General features: G+C 64.1%; 16 protein-coding genes and 1 other RNA gene. 10 read left to right on the top strand and 7 right to left on the bottom strand.

Annotated features, from left to right (window positions below):
* The first annotated feature begins 148 nt into the window (after positions 1-148).
* A complete protein-coding gene (locus AC3YMN_RS04050; RefSeq protein WP_489889008.1) occupies positions 149-349 on the top strand; it encodes a YdeI/OmpD-associated family protein in 201 nt (66 codons plus the stop codon).
* Here the strand turns inward: AC3YMN_RS04050 and AC3YMN_RS04045 are convergent.
* Entirely contained in the window at positions 346-1,161 is an 816-nt protein-coding gene (locus AC3YMN_RS04045; protein WP_127753539.1) for a transglutaminase-like domain-containing protein, read from the bottom strand. The genes AC3YMN_RS04050 and AC3YMN_RS04045 overlap by 4 nt on opposite strands.
* A 90-nt stretch (positions 1,162-1,251) precedes the next feature.
* On the opposite strand from AC3YMN_RS04045, the gene ssrA reads away from it, so the two are divergent.
* The 3 genes from ssrA (at position 1,252) to AC3YMN_RS04030 (ending at position 2,432) form a co-directional block, all read left to right on the top strand.
* Positions 1,252-1,610: a transfer-messenger RNA gene (gene ssrA / locus AC3YMN_RS04040) on the top strand.
* A gap of 106 nt (positions 1,611-1,716) precedes the next feature.
* The gene (locus AC3YMN_RS04035) at positions 1,717-2,205 is read left to right on the top strand and encodes an SspB family protein (protein WP_127753540.1); all 489 of its coding nucleotides are present in this window, start codon (positions 1,717-1,719) and stop codon (positions 2,203-2,205) included.
* 8 nt (positions 2,206-2,213) lie between these two features.
* Entirely contained in the window at positions 2,214-2,432 is a 219-nt protein-coding gene (locus AC3YMN_RS04030; RefSeq protein WP_206524614.1) for a ribbon-helix-helix domain-containing protein, read from the top strand.
* Here AC3YMN_RS04030 and AC3YMN_RS04025 read toward each other — a convergent pair.
* Positions 2,429-6,085: an AsmA family protein gene (locus tag AC3YMN_RS04025; protein WP_489889007.1), complete on the bottom strand. Its 3,657-nt coding sequence runs from the start codon at positions 6,083-6,085 to the stop codon at positions 2,429-2,431. The two genes, AC3YMN_RS04030 and AC3YMN_RS04025, sit on opposite strands and share 4 nt — an antisense overlap.
* A gap of 310 nt (positions 6,086-6,395) precedes the next feature.
* On the opposite strand from AC3YMN_RS04025, the gene AC3YMN_RS04020 reads away from it, so the two are divergent.
* Positions 6,396-8,732 carry an ATP-dependent helicase gene (locus AC3YMN_RS04020; RefSeq protein WP_489889006.1) on the top strand — a complete coding sequence of 779 codons (2,337 nt, stop codon included), beginning with the start codon at positions 6,396-6,398 and terminating at the stop codon, positions 8,730-8,732.
* A 5-nt stretch (positions 8,733-8,737) separates the two neighbouring features.
* The gene (locus tag AC3YMN_RS04015) at positions 8,738-9,055 is read left to right on the top strand and encodes a heavy metal-binding domain-containing protein (RefSeq protein ID WP_127753544.1); all 318 of its coding nucleotides are present in this window, start codon (positions 8,738-8,740) and stop codon (positions 9,053-9,055) included.
* Between the two features lie 2 nt (positions 9,056-9,057).
* Here AC3YMN_RS04015 and AC3YMN_RS04010 read toward each other — a convergent pair whose 3' ends face one another.
* Entirely contained in the window at positions 9,058-9,375 is a 318-nt protein-coding gene (locus AC3YMN_RS04010) for a putative quinol monooxygenase (protein WP_172123647.1), read from the bottom strand.
* A 63-nt stretch (positions 9,376-9,438) separates the two neighbouring features.
* On the opposite strand from AC3YMN_RS04010, the gene AC3YMN_RS04005 reads away from it, so the two are divergent.
* Positions 9,439-10,308 (top strand): 50S ribosomal protein L11 methyltransferase, encoded by an 870-nt coding sequence (locus tag AC3YMN_RS04005; RefSeq protein ID WP_489889005.1) that lies wholly within the window; start codon positions 9,439-9,441, stop codon positions 10,306-10,308.
* A 95-nt stretch (positions 10,309-10,403) separates the two neighbouring features.
* Here AC3YMN_RS04005 and AC3YMN_RS04000 read toward each other — a convergent pair whose 3' ends face one another.
* Positions 10,404-10,535 carry a hypothetical protein gene (locus AC3YMN_RS04000; RefSeq protein ID WP_282567554.1) on the bottom strand — a complete coding sequence of 44 codons (132 nt, stop codon included), beginning with the start codon at positions 10,533-10,535 and terminating at the stop codon, positions 10,404-10,406.
* Positions 10,536-10,752: 217 nt separating this feature from the next.
* On the opposite strand from AC3YMN_RS04000, the gene AC3YMN_RS03995 reads away from it, so the two are divergent.
* Complete coding sequence (locus AC3YMN_RS03995) at positions 10,753-12,585, top strand: aminopeptidase P family protein (RefSeq protein ID WP_489889004.1); 1,833 nt, start codon at positions 10,753-10,755, stop codon at positions 12,583-12,585.
* Between the two features lie 483 nt (positions 12,586-13,068).
* On the opposite strand, the gene AC3YMN_RS03990 is transcribed toward AC3YMN_RS03995, so the two are convergent.
* The 3 genes from AC3YMN_RS03990 to AC3YMN_RS03980 form a co-directional block, all read right to left on the bottom strand.
* Positions 13,069-13,530 carry a DUF3828 domain-containing protein gene (locus AC3YMN_RS03990; protein WP_489889003.1) on the bottom strand — a complete coding sequence of 154 codons (462 nt, stop codon included), beginning with the start codon at positions 13,528-13,530 and terminating at the stop codon, positions 13,069-13,071.
* 86 nt (positions 13,531-13,616) lie between these two features.
* Entirely contained in the window at positions 13,617-15,776 is a 2,160-nt protein-coding gene (ligA, locus tag AC3YMN_RS03985) for an NAD-dependent DNA ligase LigA (RefSeq protein WP_489889002.1), read from the bottom strand.
* A 58-nt stretch (positions 15,777-15,834) separates the two neighbouring features.
* Positions 15,835-16,842 (bottom strand): LacI family DNA-binding transcriptional regulator, encoded by a 1,008-nt coding sequence (locus AC3YMN_RS03980; RefSeq protein WP_489889001.1) that lies wholly within the window; start codon positions 16,840-16,842, stop codon positions 15,835-15,837.
* A gap of 172 nt (positions 16,843-17,014) precedes the next feature.
* Between AC3YMN_RS03980 and AC3YMN_RS03975 the strand changes: the two genes are divergently transcribed.
* The gene (locus tag AC3YMN_RS03975; protein WP_489889000.1) at positions 17,015-18,943 is read left to right on the top strand and encodes an ABC transporter substrate-binding protein; all 1,929 of its coding nucleotides are present in this window, start codon (positions 17,015-17,017) and stop codon (positions 18,941-18,943) included.
* An 81-nt stretch (positions 18,944-19,024) separates the two neighbouring features.
* Complete coding sequence (locus AC3YMN_RS03970) at positions 19,025-21,133, top strand: family 10 glycosylhydrolase (protein WP_489888999.1); 2,109 nt, start codon at positions 19,025-19,027, stop codon at positions 21,131-21,133.
* Positions 21,134-21,135 lie beyond the last annotated feature (2 nt).

The raw sequence follows: 21,135 nt of genomic DNA, 5'->3' as shown, positions 1-21,135 counted from the left end.
TAGCCTTGGCTGAAAGGAGCAGCGCCATGACCATCCCTGTTATCGCTTCAAGCCTGCGCCTCCCCGCGCCTTTTCAAAGGCCAGCGGGCGAGCAGAAGGAAATGGCACGGTGAGCCCAAGGCTGCGTCCTTTACGCGCGCGCGAGGAGATGCCCGAGTTTGTCCGCGATGCTCTGGAGCAACGGGGCTTGCGGGACAAATACGACGCCCGCCCGCCCTATCAACGCAACGATTACCTGTTGTGGATCAACAAGGTGAAGCGTCCCGAAACCAAGCAAAAGCACCTCGAGCAGATGCTCGACGAACTCGAACGCGGCGGCGTTTACATGGGGATGCGCTGGAACGGCTAGACCGCCGGCTGCACCTGTTCGGTCACCACCTCGAAGCCCGACAGGGTGCCCGGCCCGAACTGGGTCGACAGCGCCACATCGGTGGCATCGCGGCCGATCCCCATCAGCACGCGCCCAATCCGCGGGGTGTTATGCCGCGCATCGGCGGTATACCAATGCCCGCCCAGATACACCTCGAACCACGCGGAAAAATCCATCGGCGCCGGATTGGGCGGCACCCCGATATCGCCCAGATAGCCCGTGCAATAGCGCGCCGGTATATTCATGCATCGGCAAAGAGTGAGCGCCAGATGCGCAAAGTCGCGGCACACGCCCACATGCCCCTGATACGCGCCGAAAGCGCTGCGCGTGCGGTCGGCCTGCCCGTAATCAAACCGGATATGATTATGCACCCAATCAAGGATTGCCTGCACCCGCGGCCAGCCTGGCTCGGTAGCGCCGAACAACTCCCAAGCCACCGGCGTCAGCAAATCGGTTTCGCAATAGCGCGAACCCAAGAGGTAGACGAGCGCTTCGTCCGGCAATTCCTCGATTGCGTGCTGATGTGCAGTGGCAGGCACCACATCGGGCAAGCCGGTATCGAACACCCAGAACTCGGTTGAAATGGTCAGCTGCCCCGCCGGGGCAACGATCCTGGTGCAGGAATTGCCGAAGCCATCAAGGTAGTCCCATGCGTCCACCGGCCGTGAAAACACGAGGATCTGCTCGCTCAGCAAATCGGCCCGGCGTGATGGATGCACATGCAGGCACAGCAGCATGGGCGTAGGTTGGGGACACTGGTAGCTGAGGGTGAAGCCGGCCTTGATCTGCATCGTCTGCACTCCGGGCTTTTGCCGCGCCAGTGTGACACAGGCGCGCGCAAACACCAAGGCCTGCGGATGCTGCCGCCTTTTTGCATCAAGCCATTTGCATCGGGCGGGGGCGCGTCCTATATATGTCGTGCTCGCAAGAGCTATGGCGATAAACTGCCATCGTAATAAACCTTTCGGACCCGGGGGCAGTACCCGGCGCCTCCACCATCTACCCTCCCCGCGAGAGTAGCCAATGGGGGCGAAACAGGATCGACGAGGGCGTAAAGGGTGTGTTTTCGCTCGGTGAGGTACCACCGTTATCGGTCCAAAACTTATAGTTGCAAATGACAACCATAAGGCTCCAGTCGCTCTCGCTGCGTAAGCAGCGCTAGTACTGGGAATCTAAGTCCTCCAGCCCTAGCCGGCTGACAGGCGGGGTCCGCAGGCACCTGGCAACAGAAGCCTGCACTTCCCTCCCCGCTTATCGCCGCAGCTTTTGCCTTTGTCCTTGAATTCTCAGGGAACGTGAGGCTGATATGGGCCGTTCTGAATCGACACCAGCCGGAAACTATCGATATGGCCGAAGATCACCTGCGCTACGACATTCTCGCCCAGGAGGCACTGCGCGGCGTCGTGCGCAAAGTCCTGGCAGAAGTGGCCAAGACCGGCCTGCCAGGCGATCATCACTTCTTTATCTCCTTTGTCACTCGCGCCCCCGGCGTGCGCCTGAGCGAAAAGCTCCTGGCGCAGTACGACAAGGAAATGACCATCGTCATCCAGAACCAGTATTGGGACCTCAAGGTCACCGAAACCGGCTTCGAGGTCGGCCTGAGTTTTGATGGCCAGCCCGAACTGCTCGTCATTCCCTTTGCCGCGATAAAGGGGTTCTTCGACCCCTCCGTGCAGTTTGGCCTCAACTTCGATCCCACGACGGCACCCGCCGGTGCCACGGCCGACGAGATTGCCGAGGCGCGGGAAACGGCTGCCACTGATCAGCCCGCCGCCGACGGCGAAGCCACGGGCGAAAAGGTCATCAGCCTCGACGCCTTCCGCAAGAAGCCCTGATTGGGGCGGTGCAGAAGCGCTCCCTGTCCATTGCCGGCCACCGCACCAGCATCGCGCTTGAACCCGAGTTCTGGGCGGTGCTCGAGCAGATGGCCGCACAATCCGGGCAAAGCCTTGCCGGGCTCGTCAAATCGGTCGACGAAACCCGCCACACCACCAATTTGTCTTCGGCCTTGCGTCTCGCCGCCCTGGCGTGGCTGCAGGAGCGCATTCCGGCTACCGACTAGCGTCCGAAACTCGCGCCCGGCAGCACCTGCAGCGGCGTAAACTCGAGATTGAGCGGCCCTTGCGGCAAAGCCGGTGGCTCCTCCTCAACAGGCTCCTGCGCCGCCTCTGCCTCTGCCTCTGCTTCGGCTTCTGCTTCAAGGCGCTGCCGCTCGGCCTCTTCTTCAGCCAGCCGCTCCGCTTCCGCTGCTTCCTCGGCCAGGCGCGCCGCTTCCTCTTCGGCCCGTTGCTGGCGCTGCTGCTCGATCAGCCTGTTGCGCGCTTCTGCCGCCGCACGCTGCCGCTCGGCATCCTCGATGCGCAAGGCTTCGAGCCGGTCCACCTCGATCTCATTGGCCCGCACCTGGATCGCGCCTACCATCGGCTCGAGGTCGAGCCGCACTTCCGGCGCCCCGATTGTCCCCGCGATCGCGGTAAAGATCTGGCTGGTGTCGTCGCGCACCAGCCCCTGCGGATCAACAAAGCCCTTCGGCGTGAGTGCAAACCGCCCCTGCAGCGCCAGCGTGCGCAGATCAAGGTCAACGCTGCCGGCCAGCCGCGCCGTCGGGTTTTCCGCGAGGAGATTGCCCAGCCGCACCACCGCGCCCGCAATGGTGAATGCGCCGGTGACGCTGGGCGCCCGGAACGGCCCCTCGCCCAGCGCGATCCCCATCAGCGTCGTCAGCGTTTCAGGCGGCGTTTCCAGCACATCCTCGAGCCCTGCCACCGTGCCGAACACATCGGGGTCGAGTCCGGCGGCAGTGAAATCCACCAGGGTGAAATTCCCCTCGCCCGCCAAGCTTTCCGCGACCCCGGCCAGGCTCGCACCCGTGCCCTCGAACTGCACGCCGCCATCGAGCCGGCCACCGAGCGCAGATGCCAGTCCTGCCGGCGCCAAAGCGGCCAGGTCAACCCCTGCCACCGACAATCGCCCGGTGACGGTCTTGTCGGCCAGCGCCCCCGAGCAACACACCGCTCCATCGAGCCGCACTTCGCCATTCCCCGCGCGCGCCGTAAAGCCCGCCAGGCGCAAACGGCTCTCGTCCCAGGCCAGCTCCCAGACGGCATCGCGCAGCAACGGGGCACCGCCGGCAGAAACGGCCTCCGCGGTGACCCGCACCGTGCCCCGCGTACCGCGCCCTCCAGCGCCCGCACTGAGCGGCCCTTCGGGCCAGGCGCCATCCGCCCCCACCAGCGCCGCCGGCCCAAACACCGTCGCCGCAATCCCCTCGACGCTTGCCGCCTCGAGGGTCAGCTCCCCCTCCAGCGCCGTCGCATCGCCTGTGCGTGTCCGCGTCAGCGTGCCCGAAAAGCCGGCATCCCCAGCCTGGCCGTTGATCTCGCTTAGCGCGAGCATGCGCTCGCCCTCGAACCGCAATTGCGCCCCGACACTTACGCCCGGCAGGCTCACCCCATCGGCGCCCACCACCTGCGCCAGCCCGCTGGCATCCTCGAGCGCGAGCTCGATCCGCCCATCGCCCTGCAACTCGCCCGTGTCGGCCAGCGCGACATCACCGTTGAAGCTCACGCGTTCCTCGCCCAGGCTCGCATTGAGCCCAAGGGTAAAGCCGTTCTCGGCGTTGCCCTGCAGCCCTGCCACCACCAGCGCCGAGCCGCTGCCGCTGAACACCACTGCATCACCGAGCCCCAGCTGCCGCGTCAGCGCCTCGATATCCGTGCTTTCGAGATTGGCTTGCAGGCGCACTGGCGCCGACAGCGCCCCGTTGAGCCCACCCGACAATTCCGCCCGCCCATGCAGCGCCGCCGTCCCGAGCGTGCCGTCCAGGGTCAGCGATTGCGCGCCCCCTTCGACGGGCTCCGCCAGATCGAAGCGCAGATCAGCGGGGGCCGAACCCGCCAGCCATTGCCGCCAACCCTCCGGCACCGCCAGCAGGTCGTAAACGGCACGCAGCGCCGGCGCATCGGCCGCCGCAATCTGCACGCTGCCATCCCCGCTGATCATCGGTTCCGTCAAACTCCCTGCCAGCTGCAATTGGGCATCCAGCCCCACGCCCCCCAGGTCAGCTGCCGCGAGCCGCTCCAGCCGCAATTGCCCTGGCGACCACTCGCCTTGCGCCTGCAGATCGCGTCCCGCCTGCCCCAGCACTTCGGCGCTGCGGGCATTCACGGCAAAACTGCCTTCGGGAAAGCTGTTGCCGAATTGCGGTTCATTGCCGATGCCCGGCAGCAGCGCCGCCAAAATCGCGCTGCCCTGGCCACCGAGCTCACCCAGCTGCGCCACCACGTCGAGCCGCGGTTCCTCGCCGAACCCGATCCGCATTTCGAGCCCATGCACCTGCCCGTCCAGGGTCAGCCGCCCTCCGGTCAGCCCCAACGCGTCGGGACCCAGGATCACCCGGGCCGCGAGCGAGCCCGGCTGGTTGAACAGCGGATTGTCTTCGGCTGGCTTGCGCCACAGCTGCGCCAGCGCATCGAGCCTTTGGCTGGTCAGTGCCAGCTCGCCCGTGAACACGGGCTGGTCCCCTTCGCCCGTCACCATTCCCTGCGCGCGCAACTCGGTTTCCCCCGGCAGGCGCGCGATCAGTTGCTCGATGCGCCATTGGCTGCCATCGCTGCGCGCATCGAGCCGCAAATTGCGTAAGGCGAAGCCGCGCAAGCCCACCTCTGCCAGATCAACCCCGATCCGACCAGGCAGCTGCGGCACCGGTGCCGCGGGCAATTCCCCCAGTATCCGCACCAGTTCATAAGGCAGATCAGCAGTGTTTTCGGAAGCGTCGCGCGGGGGCAGTGCAAATACGCCCCCCGAAATCACCGCATCGAAACTGCGCTGCGCGCCCAGCTGGATGCTGGCCGCGCCAGTTAGCCGTGTTCCCGCCCGCGTCTCGTCAGGCTGCAAGGTGTAACCGGACAAGACGATCCGGTCGGCAGACCCGCTGACGGGGCTTTCAAACACCAGATCGCCATGGATCGCATCGGCGTTTTCGCCCGCTGGCGGGGTTTGTCGATATACCAGCCGGCCATCCAGCTTGGGCGCCATTCCACCCAGCAGCACGCCCTCAAGGCTCAGCGAGGAGGTGCGATCCACCGGCTCGAGATAAAAGCTCACCCGGCTGCTGCCATCGCCTTCGGGCACCGCAGCGTTGAACCGCAAGGCATAGCGGCGATCGGCGTAATCGGCATTGCCCTGAAACTGGAACGGCCCTGAAAAACTCGCCAGGCGTAATTCGCCATCGAGATCGTCGAGCACGAAGTTGTCCCCGGCCCGCCGGTCCGCCAGGCGAATCGTTGCATCCACGATGCTCGCCTGCTGCAGCGCCACGGCCGAGCGATCACCCGAAACATCGACGCCGCTGCCAAACAACCCGCTTTCATCCACGGTGAAGTCGATCACTGGTTCGCGCAGCACGAGCCGGGTGACATTGTAGTTGTCGCGCAGGAAATCCATCAGCGAGAATTCAGCTTCGACCGAGCCAACCGTTGCCGCCGGCTCCTCGGGGGAGCCCACCAGCACGTCGGAAAATTCGAGGCGCGGATTGGGCAACAGGCTGAAGGCGATGTCGCCGCGCACCGTCACAGGAGTGCCGAGCACGCTTGTGGCCAACTCTTCCATCCGCCCGCGATAATCGCTCCAGCGGATGAAATAGGGTGCGATGAATCCGCCGGCGAGCACGATGATCGCCAGGGTACCGATGATGATATAGATGCGGTTCAGCACGGCGCGTGTTCACCCGGTGTTCGCAGCGGAGTTTAGGCAAGCCCGCGCCTCGCGCAACCCCGCCTGCCCCCGCATATCAGCGCATTCGCGGCTTTGGCGAGCCTTGCTTGTCGCTGAGGCGGTAAAAGGGCTGAAGGATGGCCCGCGAAATGGCAAATCGGCCCCAATATGGCCGTGCTGCCCGGCGATGGACAATGCCGCGTTCTATACACCGGCGCCCTCCGCACCTATATTGCGGCGAGAACAAATCAAGATTCGTCAATCCTCGCGCCGCGCCGCACGATGGCGCCCGGCGATGGAAAGCAACTCGATGCCCGCTGAAGCTCACGACCATGACCGCCCCGCCCCCGGGCCGATCACCAGCCAGCTGCGCCGCGCCGCCGCGCCAGATTATCTGTCCGGGCTCAATCCCGAACAGCGCGAAGCGGTGGTCTCGACCGAAGGCCCGCTCCTCGTGCTCGCGGGCGCCGGCACCGGCAAGACGCGCGTTCTGACCACCCGCATCGCCCATATTCTCAACCAGCGCATGGCCTGGGGCAGCCAGATCCTTGCCGTGACCTTCACCAACAAGGCGGCCGCCGAGATGAAGCGGCGCATCCACGACATCGTGCCCAGCCTGGACGGACTGCCCTGGATGGGCACGTTCCACTCCGTTTCCGCCCGCATCCTGCGCGCCCATGCCGAACTGGTGGACCTCAAGCCCCAGTTCACCATTCTCGATACCGATGATCAGATCCGGCTGATCAAGCAGTTGCTGGCCGCAGAGAACATCGATGAGAAGCGATGGCCTGCTCGGCAATTCGCCGGCATGCTCGACGCGTGGAAAAACCGCGGCTGGCTGCCCAAGGACGTGCCAGCTGCCGAAAGCGGCTTTTACGCCAATGGCAAGGGCGGCAAGCTCTACTACGACTATCAGTCCCGGCTGAAGACGCTAAACGCCGCCGATTTCGGCGATCTGCTGCTCGAATGCATTCGCCTGTTCCGGGAAAATCCCGAAGTGCTGGCCGAGTACCACCGCAAGTTCAAATACATGCTGGTGGACGAATACCAGGACAGCAACACCGCCCAATATCTCTGGCTGCGCCTGCTGGCCCAAGGCAAGCCGGCGCCCGAAGCCAATATCTGCGTCGTGGGTGACGATGATCAGTCCATTTATGGCTGGCGTGGCGCGGAGGTGGACAACATCCTGCGCTTTGAAAGCGATTTCCCCGGCGCCAAGGTGATCAAGCTCGAGCGCAATTATCGCTCCACTGCCAATATCCTCAAGGCCGCGTCGACCCTTATCGCCTTCAACGAAGGCCGGCTGGGCAAGACGCTCCACACCGATATTGCCGAAGGCGGCGAGCTCGTGTCCTTCACCCAGGTTTATGACAGCGAGGAAGAAGCACGCACGGTCGGCGAGGAGATCGAGCAGTACCAGCGCGCCGGTGAGCCGCTCAATTCCATGGCGATCCTCGTGCGCGCCTCCTTCCAGATGCGCGAATTCGAAGAGCGCTTCATCACCCTCGGGCTCAACTACCGCGTTGTCGGCGGCCCGCGCTTTTACGAGCGCAAGGAAATCCGCGATGCGCTGGCTTATCTCAGGCTCGTCGCGCAACCCGCCGACGACCTCGCCTTCGACCGCATCATCAACGTGCCCAAGCGCGGTCTCGGTGATTCCACCGTCAACATGCTGACCGCGGCGGCGCGCCACCAGCGCATCCCGCTGCTCCAGGCAACCCGCATGATGGTGCAAACCGAGGAACTCAAGCCCAAGCAGCGCACCACGCTGCGCAGCCTTGTCACCCAGTTCGAGGATTGGGCCTATCGCTCCCAAAGCCTGCCGCCCTACCAGCTGGTCGAGCAGATCCTCGAGGAAAGCGGCTATATGGACATGTTGGCGGCCGACCGGTCGGCCGAATCCGACGGGCGCAAGGAAAACCTCAAGGAGCTCAGCCGCTCCATGGAAGAGTTCGAAACCCTGGGCGGTTTTCTCGAACACATCTCCCTCGTCATGGAGGGCGACAGCGTCGAAGCGACCGACGCCGTTACCATCATGACCCTCCACTCCGCCAAGGGGCTCGAATTCGACACTGTGTTCCTGCCCGGCTGGGAGGATGGCACCTTCCCCAGCCAGCGCTCCATGGACGAGTCCGGTCGCGCCGGGCTCGAGGAAGAACGGCGCCTCGGCTATGTCGGCATCACCCGCGGCCGCAAGCGCGTGCGCATCTCGGCCGCCCAGAACCGGCGCATCCACGGCCTCTGGCAATCGGCCATCCCCTCGCGCTTCATCGATGAACTGCCGCCCGAAGCCGTCGAGGTCACCGACCGCGGCTCGGCCTATGGCGGCTATGGCTATGGCGGTGGCGCGGCCAGCCGCTTCAACAAGGCGGACCCGTTCGAAAGCGTCTACCAGACCCCCGGCTGGCAGCGCGCCCGCGCCCAGCAGGCCAGTCGCAAGGGCGGCGGCCCCACCACCATCGAGGGTGAACTGGTCGCCCGCTCGGTGGATCTGGGCTCAAGCTCGGCCTATGCCGCCGGCGAGCGCGTCTTCCACCTTAAGTTCGGCTACGGCCTCATCACCGATATCGAGGGCAACAAGCTGACCATCGAGTTCGAAAAAGCGGGCCGCAAGAAAGTGCTCGATAGCTTCATCAAAAAGGGCTGACCGTCATGATCGTTTCCACCACCCCCACGCTCGAAGGCCGCCCGATCCGCGAATATCGCGGCATTGTCACCGGCGAAGTGATCGTGGGCGCCAATGTGTTCAAGGACCTCTTTGCCGGCATCCGCGACTTCGTCGGGGGCCGCTCGGGCGCTTATGAATCCACCCTCCGCCAGGCGCGCGAACAGGCCTTCGAGGAACTGCGCGACGAAGCCCGCCGCCTCGGCGCCGATGCCGTGGTGGGCGTCGATATCGACTATGAAGTTGTCGGCGACAGCGGCTCGATGCTGATGGTCTCGGTCTCGGGCACCGCGGTCAAGCTCTAGCCCTAGTCTTCGGCCGGCACGATCTGCGGCAGCAGCCCCACGCCCCCGAGCGGCTCGGTTTCGAACCGCTCGCCAAACCCGGCAATGATCGGCCGGGCCCGCGCAATCATCTGTTGCACGCGCGGCAGCTGCAGCGAAGCGGCGTGGCTATCCTTGTTATCCCACACCTCGGTGACCCAGATCCCGTCCGTGCTCGCCGGATCAATGGCGACCACATAGCTCAGGCATCCCGGCATCCGCGCATTGCCCTCCATCAGGATTTCCAGCAAGTCCACCCGCTTGCCCGGTGCCGCCAAAAGCTTTCCGATCAACCCGTACATGGTATTTTCCTCCCCAACCCCCTAGAAGGGCACCATCGCCCTGCTCTCTTTTGGAAGCCCTGCATGTCTGTCGATCAACTCTCCACCCCGCTCTCCAAGGATGACGCCTATAAGCTGGTCGATGCCGTGATGGAGCGCGACGACCTCGCGCTCACCGCCTCTGCCCATGAGAACGAAGCGACGGGCGAATGGTTCTTCGAAGCCGTCTGCGATTCCCCGCCCGATCTCGAAGCCTTCTCCGCCCTCGCCCAGCAAACCCTCGGCGGCGCCGTGCAATGGAGCGTCACGACGCTCGATCCCGAAGTGAACTGGGTGGCCAAATCCCTTGAAGGCCTGCCCCCCGTGATCGCCGGCGGCTTTTATGTCTATGGCAGCCACCATGAAGGCGCGATCCCGCATGGCTATACCGCCATGAAGATCGACGCCGCCCAGGCCTTCGGCACCGGCCACCACGAAACCACCACCGGGTGCCTTGAAGCCATTGATCGCGTCCTCAAGCGCGGCCGCCCCCGGCGCATGCTCGATGTCGGCACCGGCACGGGCGTGCTCGCCATTGCGCTGGCCAAGCGCCTCAAGACCCCGGTGATCGCCAGCGACATCGACCCCATCGCCGTCACCACCACCGCCGAAAATGCCGCGATCAACGGCGTGTCGCGCTTCATCGTGCCCATCGAGGCCACCGGCCTTAATCACCCCACGATCCAGGCCGGCGCGCCCTATGACCTGATCGTCGCCAATATCCTCGCGGGCCCGCTCACCGCGCTCGCGCCGGCCATGGGCCGCATTGCCGAGCCTGGCGCCTCCATCATCCTGTCAGGCATTTTGGAGCATCAGTCGCGCGGCGTCATCGTCGCCTATGCCCGCCAGGGCATGGTGCTGGTGCAAAAGCTGCAGCGCAAGGAATGGACCACCCTGATGCTGCAAAAGCGCTGAGGCGCAGCCCCCTAAAAAGCAAAATCCCCGAACGCAGGTTCGGGGATCCTCGGATCAGCTCGTGATCAGGTCCGGCAAAAAACCAAACAGCGGCCTCAGGGGCGCTTGGTGAAGGCGCCGATCAGCTGGTGCTGCATGTGGTAGTTGCCCGGACGGCTGGTTTCGCGACCGCGCGCATCCACGACGGAACCCAGCGCTTTGCGGAAGTCGATCTTGTTCTCGGCCATTGCAGCAAACTCCATGCACGGTGACGACAAATCTTATCGTCGCGTTCACATCTAGGCCGAACCGCCCACTGGGGTAAGGCCCGCCCGCACAGACCAGCCATGCCAGTCCTGCAACCCGGGTTACCGCCGCTTTAATCTCCCACCCGCGCCCGGTTTTCCATCCGCCTCATACCCCGCTACAATGGGGTCAAACCTCCCCTGCTTCCCAGGACAGCCCATGCCCGCCACCTTCCCACCCGCCATCTTCCAGAGCTTTGCCGAAAAGTCCGACCCGGCCAATGTCGCGCCCCGGCTCGAGGCCCTGCGGGCGCAAATGTCGCAGGCTGGTGTCGATGGCTTCCTCATCCCGCGGGCTGATGCCCATCGCGGCGAATCGGTACCCCCGAGCGAAGCGCGCCTCGCCTATGTCACCGGCTTTACCGGTTCCGCCGGGGTCGCCGTGATTGGCCCCGAGCGCGCCGCCCTTTTCATCGATAGCCGCTACACCCTCCAGGCTCCCGCCCAGACCGACACCACCTTGGTCGATGTCATCGAGATCGGCCAGGGCAAGGCACTGGGCACCGAAATCGGCAACTACGTGCCGGCCAATGGCGTGCTGGCCTATGATCCTTGGCTCCATACCCCCGCCGAAATCCGCGAGCTGACCGAGCGCCTGGCCGGCCGCGTCACCCTGCGCCCGGTCGCCAACCTCGTCGACGCCATCTGGACCGACCGTCCCGCTCCGCCCAACGCCCCCATCACCCTGCGCTCGGACAATCTCACCGGCAAATCCAGCGCCGCCAAGCTCGAGGACCTCGCGACGGCGCTTCAGGCCGAAGGCGCCGATGCCGTCGTGCTCAACCTGCCCGAATCCATCTGCTGGCTGCTCAATATCCGCGGCAGCGACGTGCCCAACGCGCCCTTCGTGCTGGGCTATGCCACGGTCGACAAGGACCGCAATGTCGCCCTTTACGTCGACAGCGCCAAGCTCACGCCCGAGCGCCTGGCTGCCATCCGCCCCCTCGCCGACCTCGTCCATCCCGTGGCCGAATTCCCCGCAGCGCTCGAGGCGCTTGGCGGTGCCGGCAAGCGCGTGCTGGTAGATCCCGCCACCGCGCCCGAAGCGGTCGCAGCCGCCCTCAAAGCCACTGGCGCCACGCTCGTCGAAAAACGCGACCCGGTGCTGCTGCCCAAGTCCCGCAAGAACGAGGCGGAACTGGCCGGCATGCGCGAAGCCCACAAGCTCGATGGCATCGCTCTTGCCAAATTCCTCGCCTGGTTCGTCCAGAGTGCACCCACCGGCACCCTGACCGAGATCGCCATCGTTACCGCCCTTGAAGCCTTCCGCCGCGAGGAGCCCACCTGCCTGGACGCCAGCTTCGACACCATTTCAGGCGCCGGCCCCAATGGCGCCATCGTGCACTACCGCGTGACTGAAAAAACCAACCGCACCCTCGCGCCGGGCGATCTCATGCTGGTGGATTCGGGCGCGCAATATCTCTCGGGCACTACCGACATTACCCGCACCATGGCCAGCGGCCCCGCCACCGATGAACAGCGCGATCGCTTCACCCGCGTCCTCAAGGGGATGATCGCCATTTCGATGGCCCGCTTCCCCAAGGGCACGTCGGGTGCCCAGATCGATGTGCTCGCCCGCCAGTTCCTGTGGCAGGCCGGGGTCACCTATAATCACGGCACCGGCCACGGCGTCGGCGCCGCCCTCAGTGTGCACGAGGGCCCCATCGGCATCTCCTCGCGCTACACCCTGCCGCTCGAGCCCGGCATGGTGCTGTCCAACGAGCCCGGCTACTACAAATCAGGCGAATACGGCATCCGCATCGAAAACCTCCTCGCCGTCCGCGACAGCGAAGTGGCCCCCGGCTATCTCGAATTCGAAACCCTGACCCTCGCCCCCATCGACCGCCAGCTGATCGACGAAACCCTCCTCCTCCCCCCCGAACGCGCCTGGCTCAACACCTACCACGCCCGCGTCCGCACCGAGATCAGCCCCCACCTCACCGGAGAAGTCAAAACCTGGCTCGAAGCCGCCACAGCGCCGCTCACAGAGTAATTCTCTGCCTTCGGCCAAACCAGCTCATCAGTCGACACCCTCCCCCTAGCGGGGAGGAATTAAGGGAAAGGGGTCATCCAGCCCCGATCTACGAACGATCAACCCCAACCGATCTGGGCGCCCCCACCAGCCCCGCAGTCGGCCTTCCCTCCCCCTTGAGGGGAGGGACCGAGGGAGGGGGTCGCGGCGCGAAACACCGCGGCCGCCCCACGCAAGGACCGTCTCACCGCTAAGCAAGTGTCGGGTGAAGTGAGCGGCGAAGGTGATCAGCGTTCCACCCATCGACCCCCTCCCCAACCCTCCCCTCCAAGGGGAGGGAGGCCCACGCCCGAGATCGTGCGTCTAGGTCCACAGCCCCGCAGTCAGCCTTCCCTCCCCCTTGAGGGGAGGGATATCGAGGGTGGGGGTTCAGGCGGCCCCACATGCTCGGAGTCTGCCGAGGCACGCCCCCCTCAAGAGCGAGAAGACGAGGGAACTACCCCCTCACTCCCCCTGCGCCTCCGCAAAAATCTCGCTCAACCGATACGGGTTCTCGGGATCATTGGACGCCACATCGTCGATCTTCCAGCCGCCGTCTTCCAGCACCAGCTCATAGGTCAGCTCGGTCGGCTCGCCGAAGTTCTCAAAGCTCACCTCCACCACAGCCGTATCGCCGGTCACCCCCGCTTCCCCGATGGCAAAGTCGGTGATCTCGAAATCCTGGCCATTGATGAAGGGGTCGAATGACAAGGCGCCCATCTCGCCTTCCGGCGTATTTTGCGCATCGGCGTTGTAAAGCGCCTGCAGCGCCGCCGAGCGGAACTGAGACTCGTCTTCGGCGAACTCACCCGAGAAATACGGCGCGTAGAACGCCTCCAGCAACGCCTCGGGCGTCGAAAAGGGCTGTGCCACCGCCCATCCACTAAGGCCCAGCACCGCCGTTGCCGCCAGCATCATCAGTCGCATCTTGCTCTCGCTCCCGATAGCCCCGCGAGGTCCCTGCCCCGCCTGCCGTGTCAAATCACCTGCAACCAACCTGGCGATGAAGCGGCTCACGGCGTGACCCGCTCGAACCACTCTTCTTCGCTGATCACCTCGACCCCAAGCTCCTCGGCCTTCTTGAGCTTGGAGCCGGCGCCGGGCCCCGCCACCAGAATATCGGTTTGCGCCGAAACCGAGGCGGCAACCTTCGCTCCCAGCCGTTCGGCCATCGCCTTGGCTTCCGACCGGGTCATCTTTTCGAGCGATCCGGTAAACACCACGGTCTTGCCCGCCACCACGCTATCGGCAGCAATGGTCACCACATAAGGTTTCGGCTTTACCTCCTTGAGGAGATCATCGAGGGCCTGGATGTTGCGCTCATTGCCGAAGAACGCCAGCACCGACGAGCGCACGGCTTCCCCGATGCCGTTGATCTGGGGAAACACCGGGCTGATCTCGCCCTCGTGGCTGGCTGAATCCACCGCCGAGTCGCGCAACGCCTCAATCGTCCCGAAGGTTTTGGCCAGCAGCGCCGCCGTGGTCTCCCCCACATGGCGAATTCCCAGCGCAAAGATGAAGCGATCGAGCTCCGGCTCGCGTCGAGCATCGATGGCGTCAAACAGCTTGCGGACGGATACGGCGCCGAACCCCTCCACGTCCTTCAATTTCTTGACCGAGCGCTCGTCGCGCGCCCGCAGGGTGAAGATGTCGGCCGCCCGCGCGATCCGCCCTTCTGCATAGAACTGCGCTACCTGCTTGTCGCCCAGCCCATCGATATCCATCGCGTTGCGGCCCACAAAGTGCTTGAGGCTTTCCACCGCTTGGGCCGGGCAGATCAACTCGCCGGTGCAGCGGCGCACCGAATCGAGCTTGCCGGTTTTTTCGTTGATCTCGCGCACCGCGTCGGACCCGCAGGCCGGGCATTGATGGGGATACACAAAGGGCTGCGCATCGACGGGGCGCTGCTCCATCACCACATCGACGATCTGCGGGATCACGTCCCCGGCGCGCTGCACTACCACCGTGTCGCCAATGCGCAGATCGACGCCATTGCGGATCGGCTCGCCATTGCTGCCCTTGCCCGCAATGTAATCTTCATTGTGCAAGGTGGCGTTCTCAACCACCACGCCACCCACCGTCACCGGCTGCAGCCGCGCCACCGGGGTCAGCGCTCCGGTGCGCCCCACCTGGATGTCGATCCCCAGCAGCACGGTGGTCGCCTGCTCAGCCGGAAATTTATGCGCGATCGCCCAGCGCGGCGCGCGCGACACGAACCCCCAGCGCTCGCGCAGGTCCAGCCGGTCGAGCTTGTAGACCACGCCATCGATGTCGTAGCCGAGGCTCGCCCGCTGTGCCTCGATCTTGCGGTACTGCTCCAGCAACTCGCTGACCGAAGCCGTGCGGATCAGCAGTGGATTGACTACAAAGCCCCAGTCGCGGAACTTCTGCATTGCGTCCCACTGCGTCGCCGCCGGTGGCGCACTCGCCTCGCCCCAGGCATAGGCAAAAAAGTTGAGCTTGCGGCTGGCCGTGATCTTCGGGTCCTTCTGGCGCAGCGAGCCGGCCGCGGTGTTGCGCGGATTGACGAATTCCTGCCCGCCATATTTGGCCGAATGATCCTTGAGGCGCTTGAACTCGGCATGGGTCATATAAACCTCACCGCGGATCTCGATCAGGTCGGGCCAACCCTCCCCCTCAAGCTTTGCCGGAATATCGGCGATCGTCCGGAGGTTCTCGGTGATGTCCTCCCCCACCGTCCCATCCCCACGGGTGGCGCCACGCATGAACACGCCCTTCTCGTAGCGCAAGGATGCCGACAGCCCATCGATTTTGGGCTCGGCCGTGAATTCGAGCTGCATGGCCGGATCGCGCGCCAGGTCCTTCTCGAAGAACTTGCGCCCCCGCTGCACGAACTCGGCCACATCCTCATCAGCAAACGCATTGCCCAGGCTGAGCATCGGCACGCCATGCCGAACCTTGGCGAAGGCTTCAGCCGGCGCGGCACCAACGGTTTCAGTTGGGCTGTCCGCGCGCACCAGTTGCGGAAAGCGCGCCTCGATCGTCGCATTGCGCCGCCGCAAAGCATCGTATTCCGCGTCGGTCATCACCGGCGCATCTTGCTGATGATAGGCGAGATCGGCCTCGCGGATCAGCACCGCCAGCCGGGCCAGCTCCTGCTGCGCCTCCGCTTCGTTCAGATCGCGTTCATCTTTGTGGCTGAAATCGGACATCGGAGCACTCTGACTTGGTGATCGCCTGCGGCGCGGCGGTCAAGAATACTCCAGCAAGCTACTCCACAGCCAGCCTTTCCGCCCCCCGAACCCTGGCTTTCCCCGCCGATTCACGCACCACCAGATGCGCTGCAAACGAGATCCGAACCGCCACATCCGGCGCTATGCGCCCCTTGATCCGGTCATCCAGCACCCGCACCAACCCTGCCCCGATCTGGCGCCCATGCACCCTAACCGTTGTTAGGTGCGGCGTGATCTGGGTAGCGGCAGAATAGTCGCCAAACCCTACCACCGAGACATCTTCCGGGATCCGATAGCCCAGCGTCAGCAGCTCGGTCACCACCGTCAGCGCCATCCCGTCATGGGCGCAAAAGAAGGCCGTCGGCTCGAAACCATCTGCCTTCGCTTCCTTCAGATGCGCGGTGAAGCGCTTCTCGCTGTGGAACTTGATCTCCCGAAACTCCACGTCCTCTCGGGCTTCCAGCACTTCGCGCATGCCATAGAACCGCTCGGTGCGGCCGCGATAACCAGGCGTGCCATGCACATAGGCGAGGTTACGGTGACCCAGTTCAATCAGGTAATTAGCCACCGCGGCGCCGCCCTCATGATCGGTGCCTGACACGAGATCAAATGGTGCCAGAGGGTCCACCCACCCATTGCGCGCCATGGGAATGCCGAGTTCCTTGATGCGCGTCATGCTTTCCAGCGAATGTGGGCCAACCAGAGCAACACCCTGACATTGCAAGGCAAACTCCTCCACTTCATCCAGCAAATGAGTGGAAGCCATGCGCACCTGATAGCCGTATTTCTGCGCTTCGGTGTGAAAGCCACTCTGCACCAGCAGGTGCAGTTCCGAGTTTACGAGGTCGGTGTCGTGGAACACGATCCCCAGCGCCGGCACGCCGCTGTCGCCACCCGCGCGTTCATAGCCAAGCTCGTCGGCCACCTGCTGCACCCGCTGGCGGGTGGCTTCGCTGACACCATCCTTCCCCGAGAGCGCGCGCGATACTGCGAACTTGGAGATCCCCATATGCTGGGCGATTGTGGAGAGGGTAACGCGTGCCATCGCAACTCCTTGCCAAGCCCCAGTTCAGCGGAACTGCGCAGCCTGGACCTCACCTAACCCGAGCAACAATCCACATCAAGAACAACATAACGCTTTACCTAACGGTTTTGACGTCGCAAGCTCCCCGACAGCTGACAACGCTAAAGGCGGTCAGGTTTTGGAGGAGACATTCATGGTATCAATAAGCCGCAGGGCTTTCCTCGTCGCCAGCTCCGCACTCGCTGGCGCTGCCGCAATGCCCGGCTGGGCCTGGGCTCAGACCACCGGGGAATCAGCCTTCCTTAAGGCGCGTGTCGATAGCGGCGAACTGCCGCCTGTCGCCGAGCGTCTCCCTGCCAACCCGCTCGTCATCACCCCGCTCGAGCGCGTCGGCCAGCAAGGCGGCGACTGGAACCACGCCCTGGTCGGCGGCGGCTCCCTCTCCATGCTGGTGCGCTACCAGGGCTATGAGCCGCTGGTGCGTTACAATCAGGATTGGTCGGGCCTCGTTGAAAACGTTGCTGAATCCTGGTCGGTCAACGACGCCGCGACCGAATACACCTTCACCCTGCGCAAGGGCCACAAGTGGTCTGACGGCCATCCCTTCACCACCGCCGACGTGCAGTTCTGGTACGACGCCTACTTCATGGACCCCGAAACCTCCCATGGCAGCAATGCCTGGTGGATGGTCGATGGCGAGCCGGCCAAGCTCGAAGTGGTGGATGAACAAACCTTCAAGGTCATCTTTCCCGGCCCCAACGGCTTTTTTGTGCAGCAGCTTGCCTGGGCCAACCAGGATCAGCTGACCCGTACCCCCAAGCACTACCTCGAAAAATTCCACATCCGCTACAATCCCGAGGCCAATACCCTCGCCAAGGAAGCGGGTCTAGAAAGCTGGATTGCGCTGTTCCAGCGCGAGATCGGCATGCTGGACGACAACACCTTTTACCAGAACGGCAACCGCCCCACGCTTAATGCTTGGGTGTTCGACCGTGCCCCCGGCTCCAGCACCGAACAGGCCATCGCCTCCCGTAATCCCTACTACTACAAGGTCGATACCGCGGGCACCCAGCTGCCCTATTTCGATCGCGTCGTTTACCAGATGGTCGCCGATCCCGAAGTGCTGCTGCTCAAGACGCTGCAGGGCGAGGTCGACATCATGGACCAGTATATCGCCACGCCGGCCAACAAGCCGGTCCTGTTCGACAGCCAGGAGACGGGCGACTACAGCTTCTATACGCTCAAGGAAACGGCCGCTAACGTCATGGCCTTCCAGCTTAATCTTAACCACAACGACCCCGTCAAGAACGCGCTCTTCAACACCAAGGCATTCCGCCACGCCCTGTCTGTGGCGATCGATCGCCAGGCCATGATCGACGCGGTCTTTGTGGGTCAGGGCTCCCCTGCCCAGCCCTCCATGCGTGAGGGCGATCCGCTCTATAACGAGCAGCTGGCCAAGCAATTCACCGAATACGATCCGGCGAAAGCCAATGAGATGCTCGACGCCATCATCCCCAACAAGGATGGCGAGGGTTACCGGCTGGACGAGCAAGGCCGTCGCGTCACGATCATCTTCGAGATCGACCAGACCCGGACGACCTTCCTCGACATGTTCGAGTTGGCCATCCCGATGTTCCAGGCCGTCGGTATTGATGCGCAGATGCGCACCATGGACCGCTCGCTTTGGGAAGAACGCGTGCGCCGCGGTCGTGAATACGACGCCACCGCGCACCAGTTCGGGGCCAATTCCGGCATCGCCGCCATGCTCGACGCGCGCTTCTACGTGCCCATTAACAACAACTGCTTTTATGCCCCTGGCTGGGCCCTCTACTACACCCAGCCCGACAACGAAGCGGCGGTTGAGCCTCCCCCGGAGGTCAAGGCGCAGCAGGAGCTCTACCGCGAACTCGTCGCCACCGCCGATCCGGCTGGCCAGAACGAGCGGATGGCGCAGGTCCTGCAGAACGCGGCCGACTTGTTCCTCACCTTCGGCGTCAGCCTGCCGCCGGATGGCTACGGCATCGTGAAGAACAACGTGGTGAACCTGATGAAGGAGATGCCCAACTCCTTCGGCTGGCCCACCCCTGGCCCGGCTCGCCCCGAGCAGTTCTTCAAGAGCTAACTGCCGCTAACCAGTCGCCCTTTTCCACTCCGCCGGCCCTCCCGGGGCCGGCGATAGCGAACCCATGCCCAGGGACACCCCATGCTCGACAGCAAGTCGCAGACAACCGATCACCTCCGCACTCATGACTGGTACAAGTCAGCGACCCGCTGGACGCAGCTCACCCTCGCCGAAGACGACCCCATCAAATACGACCCGGCCTTCTGGGTGGACGTGTTCAAGCGCACGCGCTCCAACGCCACCTGCCTGAGCGCGGGCGGCTATATCGCCTATTATCCCTCCAAGGTGCCGCTGCACTACGTGTCCAAGTTCATCGGCGACAGCGATCCGTTCGGTGAGCTGGTCGCCGGCGCCCGCAAGCTCGGGATGCACGTCATGGCGCGCGTCGATCCGCACGCCATCCACCAGGATGCCGCGGACGCTCATCCCGAATGGATCGCCGTGGATAAGGACGGCAACAAGCGCCGCCACTGGGCTTTCCCCGAAGTGTGGGTGACCTGCGCCTATTCAGACTACAACTTCAAGTTCATGCCCGAGGTGCTGCGCGAGCTGACGGCCAACTATGATATCGACGCCATCTTCGCCAATCGCTGGCAGGGCCATGGCGTGTGCTATTGCGATGCCTGCAAGAGCAATTTCCGCGAAGCAACCGGACATGAGCTGCCCCTCGATCAGAAGCTCGAGAACCCCGCCTGGCTGGCCTGGACCGCCTGGCGCCGTGGCGTGCTGAGCCGCCTGGTGGTGGAATGGGACGAGGTGATGAAGGCGATCAAGCCGCATACCAGCTTCATCCCCAATATGGGCTCGGTATCGCTGACCGAGTTCGACCTCGAGATCATCGAGAAATACTGCCCCTTCCTGTGCGTCGACGATCAGGGCCGCCGGGGGACCGAACCTGTGTGGATGAGCGGGCGCAATGGCAAGCGCATGCGCGCGACCTTCCGCGACCGGCCTGCAATCCTGATCACCTCCATCGGTCCCGAAGAAGAATATCGCTGGAAAGATTCGGTCACCACCGGCCCCGAGATCCAGGCCTGGATGGACGACGGCACGACGCAGGGGCTCCTGCCTTGGTTCACCAAGTTCAATGGCGTGGTGCCCGACACCCGCTGGGTCGAGCCGGTGGTCGATAGCTTCAACCTGCATGCCGATCTCGAGCCGGTGCTATCGCAAATGACGCCAACCGCCGAGATCGCAATCCTCGACCCCGCCACGACCCTGCGCCACCACGGCCTCGACACCCGCAGGGCAGCCGAAGCCGACGATCTCGGCTTTTATCTGGCTCTGGTGGAAGCGCGCATTCCATTCGAGATGGTTTCAGACCAGGCGATGACCCCGGAGGCATTGGACAAGTTCAAAGTCCTGATCCTCGCCAATGCCACCTGCCTTTCCGACGAGCAGATCGCGGCGCTGGAGGCTTATGTCGCCCGTGGCGGCAGCATCGTCGCGGCGCACGAAAGCTCCACCCGCACGCCGGACAACAAGCTCCGCAACGCCATTGGTCTGGGCCAGTTGCTGGGTGTGTCCATGACCGGGGCGGCCCGCGGACCGGTCAAGAACACCTATGTCGCCATCAACGGCGAACACCCGATCTCCGAGGGCTTTGAGGGCGCGAACCGCATTATTGGCGGCACCAGGCTTCTAGCCGTAGATGCCGCGCCCGACACCAGCCAGCCCTTCCTTTACGTCCCCGATTTTCCCGACCTGCCCATGGAAGAGGTCTACCCGCGTGAAGAGCCCAAGGGCGCAGCGGTGGTGACCCGCGAGCATCCCGGCGGCGGTCGCACTGTCTACATCCCGTGGAATATCGGCGCCATTCTGTGGGAGGTTCTCGCGGCCGACCACTCCCGCCTCATCGGCAATGCCGTACGCTGGGCTTTGGGCAAACGTGCTGACGTCGAAATCGGCGGCCGCGCGGTGCTCGACCTCGCAGTGCGCGAGAACGAAGCGGGCATGGCTGTTGTGCTCAACAACATTTCCAATCCCATGATGATGAAGGGCCCCATCCGCGAAGTCTATCCAACCGGCGAGATCACGGTCTCCATCGCAGTGCCAGCTGGCAAGACTGTGGGCAAAGTCGATTTGCTGGTCGCCGGCCAGCGCTTGGAGACGAGCCTTGTGGACGAACGGCTTAATGTCGTTGTGCCCAGCATCGAGACACTCGAAGTTGTCCACCTGACCTGGAGCTAGAG

Source organism: Devosia sp. Z11_6, from assembly GCF_058133665.1.
This window is presented reverse-complemented; position numbering and strand designations above follow the sequence as displayed.